The sequence below is a fragment of the Pseudomonas sp. GZJR-8 genome (assembly GCF_002916705.1).
GTDB lineage: Bacteria > Pseudomonadota > Gammaproteobacteria > Pseudomonadales > Pseudomonadaceae > Aquipseudomonas > Aquipseudomonas synxantha_A.
Map to the genome: position 1 here is coordinate 209,609 of NZ_JXSI01000012.1, position 14,926 is coordinate 224,534.

The following is a 14,926-nucleotide window of genomic DNA, read 5'->3' on the forward strand; positions in this document are numbered from 1 at the left end:
GCAGGTAAGTAACGATGAGAACTGCCTATTTGGCCTCCACCGCCTATGTCTTGGGTGAACAGGCCCATGATTATCGCGACGCGGCTTCTTTCGAGGCGGTGTGCAAGCAACACAGCATGCCCGATTTCGCCAGTGTGTTTGGCTGGGGCACCTACTGGCGTACGACACGCTCGGTCGGCGAACTGCTGGTTGAGTCAGTCGCTGGCACATTGGCCAGCAGCGGCTTACGGGGCTGTGACATTGATGCGCTGGTGGTGTGCAGCAGCAATTTCGAGTCGGGCCAGGTGGTGGACTATCTGCCGCTGCTGCGCGAGCTGCAACTGGCTCGCGCCTTACCGCTGGGCGTGACATGGGGCGATTGCACCATGCTGTTGGCAGGCCTTGAGGTCGCCCGCGCCCAGGTATTGGCCGGGCTGGACAATGTGCTGGTGGTCTCGGCCAATCGTATCGAAGACGAAGCTTTCCGGTTCCAGCATTACGCGTTGTTCAGTGACGGTGCTGCCAGTTGCCTGGTGACTTCAGGGCGCCGCCGCGGCTTCGAGATGCTCGGCAGCCTGGCCAGGTCAAATGCCGGGCTGGCACACGACCCCAAGGAGGATGACACCCGGCTGTTCCGTGAGGTGCATGAGCAGTTTATGCACCGCCAGCAGATTAATACGGCGGACCTGGAACAGGTGGTGTGCAGCAACGTGTTCCTGCCAGTGCTCAAGATCAAGGAAGGCCGGCAGGGGGTGAGCGGTACACAGTTGTATGTGGATAACGTGACGCGGGTGGGGCATTGTTTTTCCGCTGATTCGCTGATCAACCTGTGCGATTACCAGGCGCGTGCGCAGCAGGTGCATGGCGGCCTGGTGATGTTGACTGCCAATGCCGATGGGCTGCGCTGCCAGACATTGTTGCAACGGGTGAGTGATGCCTGAAACCGGCGGGCTACCTTGGCTGTGTGGGCAAACCTATAACCGCTCATAGGTTTGGTCAGGATCGAATTCTTGTAAGTTGAGAATGATGTGGGGTCGCCTGGCGGCCATTCCTCAAGAATTCTCCAAGGGTCGATACTGAACATGGTCAAAGACTTCGACAGCAATGAGAATGCCGGCAATGCGTCCGGGTCGGATACCCACCCGCATGCTTTCGACATTGCGATTATCGGGCTGGCGGGCCGCTATCCCCAGGCCGAAAATATCGAGGAGCTTTGGGAAAACCTCAAGCTGGGTCGCGATTGCATTACCACGGTCCCTTCGCAACGTTGGGACCACGACGCGATCTATGACCCATCCAAGGGTGTCTCCGGCAAGACCTACAGCAAGTGGGGCGGCTTCCTGCGTGGAGTCGATGAATTCGATCCGCGCTTTTTCAACATTTCACCGCGTGAAGCCGAGATCATGGACCCGCAGGAGCGCCTGTTTCTGCAGTGCGCCTACCACGTGCTCGAGGACGCCGGCTACACACGCCAGAGCTTGAGCGCCAAAGGCCGGGTTGGCGTCTATGTTGGCGTTCAGTACACCGAATACACCGCCTTCAGCACCGCACAGACGCTGGTCGCCGCACTGCCTGCCTCCATCGCCAACCGCGTGTCATTCTTCTGTGATTTTCGCGGCCCCAGCCTCACGCTCGACAGCATGTGCTCATCCTCGCTGACCACTATTCACCTGGCGTGTCAGAGCCTGCGCAGTGGCGAGTCGGAGTACGCCATTGCCGGTGGCGTTAATGTGTCGATCCATCCCAACAAGTACCTGCTGCATGCCCAGGGCCGTTTCGCGTCCAGTGTGGGTTGCTGCAAGACCTTTGGCCAAGGGGGCGACGGCTATGTGCCGGCCGAAGGCGTGGGCGCCGTGTTGCTCAAACCGTTGCCCCAGGCCATCGCCGACGGCGACCGTATCCATGCAGTGATAAAGGGCAGTTCAATCAACCATGGCGGACGGGCGACCGGGTTTACCGTGCCCAAATCGTCGGCCCAGGCCGTGGCCGTGCGTTCGGCGTTGCACCAGGCCGGCCTGGCGTCCAGCGACCTGAGCTACATAGAAGCGCATGGCACCGGCACGGCCCTAGGCGACCTGATCGAAATCGAAGGTTTGCGCACCGTGTTCGAAGCTGACGGCTTTGAACCGCAAACCTGCGCCATCGGCTCGATCAAATCGAATATCGGCCATTGTGAAAGCGCCGCGGGGATAGCCGGCCTGACCAAGGTCTTGTTGCAGCTCAAGCACCGCCAGTTGGTGCCGTCGCTGCACTCCACGCAGCTCAATCGCAATATTGATTTTGCCGGCAGCCCGTTTCACGTCCAACAAACCCTGGAGCCCTGGCTACCCAAGGGCGCCGCCGATGCTGTGCAACCGCGCCGTGCAGGTATTTCGTCATTTGGTGCCGGCGGTTCGAACGCGCACCTGGTGGTCGAGGAGTATTCCCCCCAGGCGCAGGCCCACACCCACGTACCGACGTTGCCGAGCGACGTCCTCATCGTGCTGTCGGCACGCACGCATGAGCGCCTGCAGGCGGTAGCGGCGCTGTTGCTGGGGCGCCTGGAGCAAACGCCACTGGCCTGCGACCTGGCGGGTTTGCATGATCTTGCCTACACCTTGCAGGTGGGCCGCGAAGCCTTGGACGCGCGGGCCGCGTTCACGGCCCAATCAGTGCAGGTGCTCAAGGAACGCTTGGTTGCGTTGGCAGACGGGGCCCAGCATCCCGACGTGCTCATTGGCCAGGCGCTCAAGCCGGTACGCCTGCGTGCGGGCGAAACGGCGGTGCCAGTGCAATCGCCGGCCATGGACGATAACCAGGCGGTGATGCGTCACTGGGTCAGCGGCGGTCAGGTCGAGTGGGCGCAGTTGTATCAAGGGTTCCAGCCGGCCCGAATCAGCCTGCCGCTGTACCCGTTCGTTCGGGAACGCTGCTGGGTGCCACCTGCGCCGCAGACTGCAGTGCCCGGGCGCTTCGCTGCACCCGGCGACGGCCCGCATCCGCTGCTGTCACGACAGATCACGGCAGGTGACAGCCAGCAATTTGAAGCGCAGTTTTGCGGCGACGAATTTTTTCTCGACCACCACCGTGTCAACGGGCGCAAGGTGCTGCCGGGCGTGGTCTACCTCGAAATGGCGCTGGCGGCGCTTTCGCGGGTTTCTGGGCAAGCCGACCTGGCCCTGAACAGCATCCTGTGGGTGCGCCCCTTCGAGTGCTTTAACGATCCAGTCACCCTTACCCTGGCTGTGGAACAGGCTCGTAAGGGCAGCGGTTGGGAGTTCGAGTTCTTTGCCTGGCTTACCCGTGAGCCGGGGGGCGAACCGGTGCGCCAGGTCTATTGCCGCGGCCAGGCGTCGGTGCCTGCAGAGCCCGCCCCCCTGGCCCACCTGGACGTGAACGCACTCGCGGCGCTGGCGCAAGGCGCGGCGTCGACCACCGAGTTCTATCGCCATTTTGCCGCCGTGGGTATCGAATATGGCCCTGGCCATCAGGGCCTGCATGCCTTGCGTGGCGGCGCCGAGCAAGTGCTGGGGCATGTGCGCTTGCCAGACTTCCTCAAGCCGGGTGATGAGTTCCGCTTGCATCCTTGTCTGCTCGACAGTGCACTGCAGGCAGCCATGGGTTTCACCACAGGCAGTGAGTCATCGCAAGGGCCCCAGGTGCCTTTCTCCCTGGAGCAATTGACCCTGGGCCGTTCCAGGCGCACACCCGCCTGGGTGAGGCTTACTGCACACACATCGGGTGGCGGTCGTGGCAGCTTTGCCTTCGATGTGGAGGTGTTCGACGCTCAAGGCGAGCCCTGTGTGCATCTGCATGGCCTGCGCTCACGGGTCATGGCACGAGCGCCTGCGCCGCCCAGCCTGGCCTTGATGACACCCGGCCTTGAGGCATTTGTCGAACCTGCTTGGGCCGGCCTTTCACACGCTCACCGGATTTACCTGTGCCCGGGCAGCGAAGCTTACGCCGCCCAGGTTGCCGAGCACTTTCCCCAAGCCCAATGCGTACTGCTCGAATCCGGCGATGATCAGGGGCTGACATTGCCTGAGCGCTACTGCCGGGCCGCGCAAGCATTGAGCGAGCACCTGCGCCAATTACCGCACGACGGGCAAGGTTGCCTGGCGCAACTGGTCGTCGCCGACGACGATAGCTCAGGCCTGTTCGCCGGGTTGTTCGGGCTGCTGCGATCATTTGCCCGCGAGCAAACTTCATTGCGGGTGCAACTGCTCCACCTGCAGCCGGGCGATGCGTTGCCGCCACTGCTGCAGAGCGCCTGCACCGCAGATGCGGAACTCGCCCTGCACCGTCGTGATGGTCAACTGTTCAGCGCCAGCTGGCAGCGCCGGCCTGACGAACAACTGCCGGCCGAGCCGGGTGCCGCGCCGTGGAAACCTACGGGGGTTTACCTGCTCACGGGAGCTTCTGGCGCCCTGGCACGCAGCATCGCGCTGGATATCGCCCGCGCAGCAGAGGGCGTGAGCCTGGTACTGGTGGGGCGTGGAGTGCCGGATGACGACATGGCGGCCCATATCGAGCAACTCGAGAGCTTGGGCGCGCAGGTGTTGCATCGCACGGCCGACCTCGCGGACGCGACAGCTTTACGCGCACTTGTGCAGGAAGTATCAGCTCGCGTGGGATCGCTCACGGGTGTGCTGCACATCGCCGGCTGTCGTCAGGATGGGTTGCTCAGGAACAAATCGGCCGAGCACCTGCGCCAGGTGTTGCTGCCCAAGGTTGACGGCCTGTGGAACCTGGACTGCGCGACGCAAGACCAGCCCCTGGAGTTCTTCCTGGCCTTTGCCTCCATCGCGGGTGCCTTGGGGAATGCGGGTCAAAGCGACTATGCCTGCGCCAACGCGTTCATGGATCAATTCGCTGAATATCGTAATCGACAGGTGGCTGACGGCACTCGACAGGGCCATACCATCGCGATCGACTGGCCGCTGTGGGAGGACGGAGGCATGCAGTTGAGCCCTGAGCACATGGGCGCGATGACCAAGGCAACCGGCCTGCGGCCTTTGGCGACGACGCAGGGACTACAGGTGCTGCGCCATATCATCCACCAAGGCGGCGCACGCTGGTTGGTACTGCCAGGGCAGGGCGCCACCTTTGAGGCACTGGTAGCCGGGCTTGGCGTGGGGGTTGCCGCTGCCGTGGCACCGCGCAGTCAGGTGGACCCAAGCGATACTTTGCGTGGGCTGGTCGGGCAGATCCTCAAAGTCGACGCGCAAGAGATCGACGACACCACGGCATTTTCGGACATGGGCTTTGACTCGGTGATGCTGACCGAGCTGGCAACCGCCATCAATCGCACCTACACACTCGAACTGGGTACCGCGGCGCTGTTTGAGCATCCGACGCTGCAAGCACTGGCGGCGCACCTGCAAGGGGCGCGGATGGCCGAATCGCAGCCGCCGGCACCGGGCTTGACCCGGGCGCAGGTTGCCCAGGGCGTGCGGGAAGTGGTCGCCGAGGCCCTCAAAGTGCGTTTGGAGGACATCGGCGATGATGATCCCTGGAGTGACTACGGGATGGACTCGGTGAGCAGTGTCCAAATGACCGGGCTGCTCAACGAACGCTTCGATATCCAATTGGCCGCCGATACGTTCCAGGCTTTTGGCAACGTGCTTGAATTGACCACCGCGATTGCCGACATCCAGGTGGTGATGGCGTGTGCCGATATCGAGCGCCAGCCCAGCGCTGGCGGTGGGGTAATTGCTGATACAGCGCTGCTCGATGAGTTGGTGGCATTGGTGTGTCAATTGTTGAAAACCGTCGCGGGCGATATCGACCCGCACACCGATCTGCATGACTTCGGTTTCGACTCGGTACTGCTGACTCAACTGTTGGCACAGATCAGCAGTACCTACGGCGTCGAACTCGACCCCGGGAGTGTTCTGGAAGATGCGACCGTGGCCGGTTTGGTGGCTCAGGTACAGGCGCAGCGCCATGGCGCAGAGCCGGCTTCGCTGCGGGTGCCGCAGGTGCAGGAGCGCCCGGCTCCTCAACGCGTGGTTACCCTGGCGGAGCCTGAGCAACGGGCCGACCGGCAAAGCCCGGTCGTGGTGCTGTTATCGGCCGGCAGTGCAGCGCAGTTACGGCAGGTGGCGGACAACTTGTTGCACCTGATCGACGGCCAGGCCGACCATGACGTGGACCTGCACACCCTCGCCAGGGTGACCCAGGCCGGCAGTGGCTTGATGCCCGTACGGTTGGGGCTCAGTGTGGTCAGCCTGGAGGCATTGGCCGAGCAGTTGCGCGCCTATCTGCAAACCGATGAGCACAGCGCTTACGCTCAAGTGGGTAACGCCGAGGTCGATGCCAGTGTGCTCAATCGCGTCATGGCATTGCCAGGCCTGGCCGATCAAGTGCAGGGCTGGCTGGATCAAGGCGGCACCTTGCCGTTATTGCAGCTGTGGTCCCAGGGCCTGGACGTGGATTGGCGTTCGCTGGCGGGCGCGGACTCGCCAGCGTCCGCGCTCAGCCGCATGCCTGCGTCGCCGTTGCGTGAGCCCGCCCCGGTCGTGACGCTGCTCAATCACGCTGGCGAGCAAGGGCTCTTCTGTTTCCCCGCCGCGGGTGCGGGCGCGCAGTCTTTTCATGCATTGGCCGCGGCCCTTGGCGATGTCGCGCAGTTGCAGGTGCTGGAGTACCCACCGCTGGATACGCAGGCACCGCCAGATCTGTCGATGCAGCGCATGGTCGCTGCGCATGTTCATACCGTCACCCGTCGCTGCCCCGCTGGTGTCGTCCGTTTGCTCGGACACTCTTTTGGGGCCAGCGTGGCTTTCGAGGTGGCGGTTGAACTCCAGGCACGCGGACGCCAGGTGCAGTTGTTCATGCTCGACAGCTTTTTCTATGTGCCTCAAGAGCTTCAAGGTGAGGTGTTGACCAGCGCGCAGTTGCGCTACTTCCTGGGTGATACACCGCTCTGCGCACGCCTGCTGGACGCCCAGGACAAAGGCGCCGTGGTGTCCCTCAAGCAGGTACGCGAGCTGATGCGTGATGCCAGCCTCAACCAGGGCCCCGCACAGGGTCCGGGTGCATGGCTGGCGGCGCAGATCGCCATGAGTGTCGACTATCGCCCCACCCACACCTTCACCGGCGACACCTGCGTGATCATCGCGGCGCAAAGCATTCTCGGCGCAAGCAGTCTTCCCCACACCCTGGCGCGCTATTGCGCCTACCTGACCGCGAGCCCCCATGTGGCCACGGTGGACGGTGGCCATATGTCGATGCTCAACCCGGGCAACGTCCATACCTTGGCGCGTGCGCTACGCCTGCACCTTGATACACCGGGTGGTAAGTCCCAAGGGCGACGCGCAGGCGAATTCTGAAGGTGGAGCGGCAAGGCTCCGCCTCAAGGGCGCGGCCGTGCCCGGGTTTGAGCAGTTCATAGGAGAAACCAGCGTGTCCATTGTTTTTATGTTTTCAGGACAGGGGTCGCAATACCGTCACATGGGGCGGGCGCTGTATGAGCGGCACGCCGGGTTTGGCCGGCACATGCGCGCGCTGGATGAGGTCGTGCGACAAACCGGCGGGTATTCGGTGCTGGATGGGTTGTATGGCGACCAGCCCCAGGCAGCGGCGCTGGACGACATTCTGGTGACGCACCCGGCCATCTTCATGGTCGAGTATGCGTTGGCGCAGTCGCTGATCGAGCACGGTGTATACCCCGACCATGTACTCGGCTCCAGCCTGGGAGAAGTGGCTGCGGCGGCTGTGAGTGGTGCGCTTGACGCCGAGCAGGCGTTGGGCTTTGTGGTTCGTCAGGCTCGATTATTCCATGAGCATTGCCCGGCGGGAGGGATGACCGCCGTACTGGCCGATATCGCCGTGTTCGAGCAATTGCAGGCCGACGGCATCGAGGTTGAGCTGGCGGCGATCAACTATCCGCAACATCTGGTCATCAGCGGGACAGTCTCTGCATTGGCGGCGGCGGAAATGCAGTTGGCGCGGCGCAACGTGGTGTTTCAGAGGCTTGATGTGAACCGCCCATTTCATTCTTCGCACATGGATCCATTGCGCGACGCATTCATTCAAACCAGCCAGGCATTGCAACTGCGCACACCGCGGATGGGCTATGTCTCGTCAACCCTTGGCGGCCCCGTCAGCCAGTTCGCCCCCGAGCACCTGTGGCATGTGGTGCGCTCGACACTGCAGTTGGCCCCCGCCATTGAATACCTTGAAGGCCTGGGCCCCCATGAATACCTCGACGCCGGCCCGTCCGGATCGATGGCCAATTTCGCCAAACGCTGTCGCAGTGCCCACTCGGCATCCACCGACAGCCTCATTCTGAGTCCCTTCGATACCTCGGCACGCTCCTTCGAGCGGCGCATCACTTCTTCGGCACAGCGCGTTGTCAGCGCGGAGATCATGGCTATGAAACAAAGCAAAACGGTGTACATGTTTCCCGGGCAAGGCTCGCAGTTTCGCGGAATGGGTGAGGGCTTGTTCGAACGCTTTGCCGAACTGACGGCCTGTGCCGATCGCGTGCTGGGCTACTCGATCCGTGAGCTGTGCGAAAACGATCCGCGCAACGAACTTGGCCAGACCCGCTTCACCCAACCTGCCCTGTATGTGGTCAATGTACTGTCGTACCTGGCTCAGGCTGGCGATGCCGCGCACCCCGACTATGTGCTCGGGCACAGCCTCGGCGAGTTCTGCGCTTTGTTTGCCGCCGGCGCCTATGACTTCGAAACCGGATTGCGCCTGGTCAAGCGGCGCGGCGAACTCATGTCCGAGGCCACCGGGGGCGGCATGTCGGCTGTGCTGAATCTGGATCTTGCGACGATCAAACAGGTGTTGCGCCAGGCTGGGAGTACACAGCTGGATTTCGCCAACTTCAATGCCCCGCAACAGACCGTATTGGCCGGACCGCTCGACGCACTGGAAAGCGTGCGTACGCAGATTGAAGACGCCTCGGGTATTTGTGTCGCGTTGAATGTCAGCGCGCCTTTCCACTCCCGCTACATGCGTGGCGCCCAAGAAGCGTTTGCGGCTGAGCTGGCCCGTGTGACCTTCAAGCCCCTGACGCTGCCGGTGATCGCCAATGTCGACGCACGCCCTTATGAGCAGGAAGCTATCGCCAGCCAGTTGGCGCGGCAAATGACGTCATCGGTGCAGTGGGTCGAAAGCATCGAGTATTTACTGCAGGCCGGCATCACCCAGTTCAAGGAGATCGGCCCCGGCAATGTATTGACCAATCTGCAAGCGAAAATCGAAAAAAACCGTTCGCCAGCCCAGCCAGTCGTGGCATCTGCCGTGGTTGCACCGCTGCCTTTGGCTGCGCGGCATGACGACGGCGTGCCGGGCCTGGCGCTGACAGCCGAGGGGTTGGGGAGCGCCGCATTCCGCCAGGCCTACAACCTGCGGTATGCCTATATGGCCGGTGGCATGTACAAGGGCATCGCGTCGGTGGAACTGGTGGTCAAGCTTGTCAACTCAGGGTATCTGGCGTTCTTCGGCGCGGGCGGCTTGAGTACCGCAGCGGTCGAACAGGCCATTGTCGAAATCGCTCAACGCACCCAACCGCGCGCTTTCGGCATGAACCTGGTCTGCAACCTGTCCAACCCCCACAAGGAAATCGAGCTGGTCGAGTTGTTCATGCGTAAAGGCGTTACGGTGATAGAAGCCGCGGCCTTCATGCAAATCACCCCGGCGCTGGCGCTGTACCGGTTGCGCGGCCTGATCAAGGTGGGTGACCGGATCGAGGCGCGCCACCGGATCGTCGCCAAAGTCTCGCGGCCGGAGGTGGCCCAGCAGTTTCTTGATCCGGCTCCTGCGCGGGTGATGGAAAAGCTGCTTGCGCAAGGGCTGGTGACGCCCGAGCAGGCGCAGTGGGCGCAGTCGGTGCCGATGGCGGACGATCTGGTCGTAGAGGCCGATTCCGGTGGTCATACCGACATGGGCGTCACCGTGGTCTTGCTGCCGACGATCATCCGTTTGCGTGACAGCCTATGCCAGGCTGCCGGGTATACCGAACGGGTACGGGTGGGGGCCGCAGGCGGCATCGGCTCACCCGAGTCTGTGGCGGCGGCCTTCATGCTGGGGGCCGACTTTGTGGTGACCGGTTCGATCAACCAATGCACGCCCGAGGCCGGTACCAGCGATGTGGTGAAGACTCTGCTGCAGGACATCAACGTGCAGGACACCGATTACGCGCCTGCCGGTGACATGTTCGAACTGGGTGCCAGGGTACAGGTACTCAAGCGCGGGGTGTTTTTCCCGGCACGGGCCAACAAACTCTACGACCTGTGGCGTCGTTACGACTCACTGGACGAGCTGGATGAAAAGACCGCCCGGCAGATTCAGGACAGTTTCTTCAAGCGTAGCTTTGATGAAGTCTTCGAAGAAACACGTGCCTACTACAGCAAGGTTGCGCCGCAGGAAATCGACAAGGCTCTTAGCAACCCCAAGCACAAAATGGCGCTGGTGTTCCGCTGGTATTTCATTCACAGCACACGCTTGGCCATGACTGGCAGCGAGGCGCAGCGCGTTGATTACCAGGTGCATTGCGGGCCCTCGATGGGCGCGTTTAACCAATGGGTCAAGGGTACCGACCTGGAGGACTGGCGCAACCGGCACGTCGACCTCGTGGCCGAGCGGCTGATGAACGCCGCCGCCGCTTATTTGAACACCCGCTTGCGCGCCATGCTGACGCCCGCAGCGCCGGCGCAGACGGAGGGGCGGCCCGCCTACGAGGGCGCCCCCTTACGCATGGCCGGGAGTGTGCGGACATGAAGAATCGACTGTCATCCTTGATTCGTCGTCTGGCCGGGCACACGCACACTGAGGGAGGCGTCGGCGATGCCGCGGAGGCCGCCAAGCATCGTCACCCCGGTGATATCGCGATCATCGGGATGGCCTGCCGGGTACCGGGCGCGGGCGACTACCAGCAGTTTTGGGAGAACCTGGCGAACGCGCGGGACAGCGTCACGGAGATTCCGGCGAGCCGTTGGGATTGGCGAGCATTCTGGGGCGACCCCACGAGTGAAGACGATAGAAGTCACGCACGTCACGCCGGGTGCATCGATGCGGTCGATGCGTTCGACGCACGCTTCTTCGGCATCGCGCCTGCCAGTGCGCGGATCATGGACCCCCAGCAACGCATCATGCTGGAGCTGAGCTGGGCCTGCCTTGAAGACGCAGGCGTGGTGCCGTCCGCGCTGGCCGGCTCGCGCACCGGGGTGTTCGTTGCCGCGTTCAATTATGACTACAAGCAACTGCTGGAAAGCGCCGCGTTGCCCATCGATGCCCATCACTCCACGGGCAACGCAGCGGCCGTGATTGCCAACCGTATTTCGCACTTCTACGACCTTCACGGCCCCAGCGTGCTGGTGGACACCGCCTGTTCCGGTTCGCTGAGTGCCATCCATCATGCCGTGCAGTCACTGCGCCTGGGTGAAACCGAGCTGGCCCTGGCTGGCGGGGTCAACCTGCTGCTGACACCAACCCGGCATATCGCGTTTGCGAAAACCGGCATGTTGTCCCCCACGGGGGCCTGCAAGAGTTTTGATGAAGCGGCGGACGGATATGTGCGCAGCGAGGGCGCCGGTTTGCTGCTGCTCAAGCCCCTGGCCAAGGCGCTGGCGGACGGTGATCCGATCCACGGCGTGATCAAGGGCAGCGCGGTCAATCACTGTGGCAAGACCCATACGCTGACCTACCCCAGCTCTGCGGCACAGGCGCAGGTGATAGAGCAGGCGCTTGGGGATGCGCACATTCCGGCGTCGAGTGTCAGTTATATCGAAGCCCATGGCACCGGCACCCCCAAGGGTGACCCTATCGAGATCCAAGGCCTGCGCCAGGCATTTTGCCCGCAGGCAAGCGAACCGCAGACCTGTGGGGTGGGCTCGGCCAAATCCAATATCGGCCATTTGGAGGCGGCGGCGGGCGTCGCGGGGGTGATCAAGGTCTTGCTCTCGTTCAAGGCCGGGCAACTGGCTCCCCTTTGCCATTTTTCTGCACTCAGTTCGCGGATCGACCTGCAAGGCAGTCCCTTCTACCCGGTGACCCGCCTGCAGCCTTGGGAACCAGCGTCAGGGGTACGCAGGGCAGGGGTCAGTTCCTTCGGATTCGGGGGGACCAACGGTCACCTTATCCTGGAACAACCTCCCGCGTGTGCCGAGGTCGACGTGGCGGCCCGTCCCGGCTGGCTCATCGCATTATCGGCCAAGACACCGGCCAGCTTGCGCCGCCAATGCAGCGCGTTGCATGACTGGCTGCAGGGTGCCGGCGCATCTGCCAGCCTGGCGCAACTCAGCCAGGCATTGCTCACCGGCCGCGAACACCTGGCCTGCCGGCAGGCCTGGGTGGTCAGTGATCGCGACACGCTGATTGCTCAACTACTGGCTGCCTCGCAGGCCGAGGTCCAGGCACCTGAGATGGACGAGGAGGGCGCAGCGGTGCGCCAACTTGATGCCGCACGCCTGATCAAGGCACTGCCGACGCTGGCACACGAGCCGTCGGCCTACCTGGCCCACCTGCAAACGCTGGCCGAGCATTATTGCTGCGCGGTGCCGGTGAAGTTCAGCGTGCTGTTCAGTGACCAGACGCGCCACCACCTGGGCCTGCCGAGTTACCCGTTCGCCCGTGACCGCTTCTGGTTGCCCACCGCGCCGACCGATCTACTGGAGTACCACCTGCAACGGCATGACCCGTCGATTGGTGACCATGTGATTGCCGACCAGCATCGGGTCGCCGGGGCTGTGACGCTGGCGGTCGCGGCTCGCGCCTGGGGGGCGCTGCCGGCGGGGGGCTGGTGCGCCAGCCAGGTGGCGTGGCTGCAGGCCCTGGACGTGCCGCTACAGGGTTCGCTGCTGCGTGTGAGCCTGCGACCAGCAAGCGCCGGGGCAACCGATTTCGAGGTGCGCGTCGAGGGCCTGGTGCATCCGTTGTGCAGCGGCACACTGGCGCCCGGCCAGACTGATGAGGTGCGGCGTGACGTGCACGCGTTGAGGCGGGCTCACCCTGACGCCTGGCTGACGCGGGAGGTGCTGTATGAACAATTACGCAACGTCGGCATGGCATATGGGCCAACATACCGGGTGTTGCAGGACAGCCACCTGCAAGGTGATCAATCGTTGCTGGCGTTGGTCGTGGTGCCTGCGGGTGCGGCCGATGACCTGCCGTTTTCTCCCGCCGCTGTCGATGCGGCTTTTCAAGCAGCGGTGCTTTTGGCCATACGTCAATCCGGTGAGCAAGCCAGGCTGGGATTTTCGGTCGGCCAGTTGCAGCTGTCGGCTCCGTTGCCTGAGCGCTACTGGGTGCATGTCAGCGCTGCCACGACGGGCGCGCAGCAGTGCCGATTCAATATTGAATGGATCGCCGAGGACGGACGCGTTTGCGCCACGGCCAAAGATTTTGTACTCAAGGCCACCCCAGTCCAACAAGAGCAATCGCCCAAGGCCAAGGTCCACAGCGTCGAATGGCGTGTGCTGCACCCTGTTGAAGAAGGGCATGCAGAGGCACAGCGCCGCACGTTGATTATCAGCGCCGACCCGGCACAGGCACAGGCCTGGTCAGCTGGCAGCACCCAGGCCAGCGTGCTGGCAGGCCAATCGGATTGGTCGGCAGAGCAATGGCGGGACGCGCTCGGCAATGCCGGCGCTTTCGAACGCCTGATCTGGCTGGCCCCGATCCCGAGCGGCGAAGCCTGGTCTGCACAGGCTGCCACTGCTGCGCAGGAACACGGGGTAATGGCGCTGTTCGCGCTGTGCCAGGGGCTGTTGATGCTGAAGGTGCGCGAGCACCCGCTGGAGTTGCTGGTGGTGACTCGCCAGGCACTGCAGGTGCTGCCGGGCGAGCGCCATGACCCCACGCATGCGCCCGTGCACGGTCTGGCGGGCACGCTGGCGAACGAGTGCCCAACGTGGCAGGTCCGCGTGGTGGACCTGCCCCTGGCGCCGATGGCGGCTTCACCGTCGCTTGCGCCACTGGCTGCCCTGCCGGTAGGCGCGAGCGGGGCGTGGCGCGAAGGTCAGTGGTATTGCCAGGTGCTGCGGGAGGTCAATTATTGCGCGGCGCCTCCGGTCTACCGAAAGGGTGGGTGCTACATCATCATCGGTGGTGCCGGCGGGATCGGTGTGGCCTGGACGCGACGCCTGATCGTCGATTACCAGGCTCAGGTGTACTGGATAGGCCGGCGACCTCTGGACGAAAACATCCGCGCCGACATCGAGCGTCTGGCGAGTGAAGGGCCGGCCCCGATTTACCTGCCTGTCGATGCGGGCGATCCGCAAGCGTTGCGCGAGGCTCTGGACTGGGTGCACGGCCAGCACGCCCAGGTGCATGGCGTGATCCATGCAGCCATGGTCATGCGGGGCAAGAGTGTTCAACGTATGAGCCGCGAGGAGTTCAGCCAGGTGCTGGCGGCCAAGGTCGCTACCGGCGCTGCGCTGGAGCAGGCGCTGCAACGACCGCCCTTGGATTTCCTGGTGTTTTTCTCCTCGATCAATGCCTTCGAGCGATCGCCCAATCAGAGCAACTATGCAGCCGGGTGTTGTTTCATCGATGAACTGGGCGGCTATTTGGCGCAGCACTTGCCTTGTGCGGTCGCCGTTATCGACTGGGGTTACTGGGCGGACGCAGGCGCATTGGCCGGTTCGCCTGCTCTGCAAGTGCTCCGTGAGAAAACAGGCGCCGGCTTGATCGGTTTGTCGGCGGCAATGGAGGTGGTTGACCTGGCGTTGTCTCGGCCATGGCTGCGCGTTGCAGGGACGGGGCGGGAGGCGCGCACGCCGCTGGCATTGGAATGCCCGCGGCAACTGATCAGCGTGATGCCTTGCGAAACACAACGGATGGCAAACATGCTCGCGCTGTTTGCCATGGCCGTCGAAGGTCGTGGCTCGCTGCAATTGCGTGGCGGGCTAATGCTGGAGCCTTTGCAGACACTATTGTGCCAGGTGCTGTTGGTGCAATTGCAGGCAGCCGGGCTGTTCGACCAACCCACACCGCAGACCACCCAAGC

Annotated in this window: 4 protein-coding genes; all 4 read left to right on the forward strand. The window is 63.3% G+C overall.

Translation table 11 applies throughout. From position 1 onward, the window contains the following. The first annotated feature begins 14 nt into the window (after window positions 1–14). Entirely contained in the window at window positions 15–920 is a 906-nt protein-coding gene (locus TK42_RS21990; RefSeq protein WP_103735117.1) for a hypothetical protein, read from the forward strand. A 141-nt stretch (window positions 921–1,061) separates the two neighbouring features. Beyond that, window positions 1,062–7,292 (forward strand): SDR family NAD(P)-dependent oxidoreductase, encoded by a 6,231-nt coding sequence (locus tag TK42_RS21995; RefSeq protein ID WP_103735118.1) that lies wholly within the window; start codon window positions 1,062–1,064, stop codon window positions 7,290–7,292. Window positions 7,293–7,365: 73 nt separating this feature from the next. Then, on the forward strand, window positions 7,366–10,698 hold the full coding sequence (gene fabD, locus TK42_RS26850) for an ACP S-malonyltransferase (RefSeq protein WP_158254346.1): 3,333 nt from the start codon (window positions 7,366–7,368) through the stop codon (window positions 10,696–10,698). Continuing rightward, window positions 10,695–14,926 (forward strand): SDR family NAD(P)-dependent oxidoreductase (locus TK42_RS22015; RefSeq protein ID WP_158254347.1); only part of this gene is annotated, 4,232 nt, incomplete at its 3' end. The genes fabD and TK42_RS22015, both read left to right, overlap by 4 nt.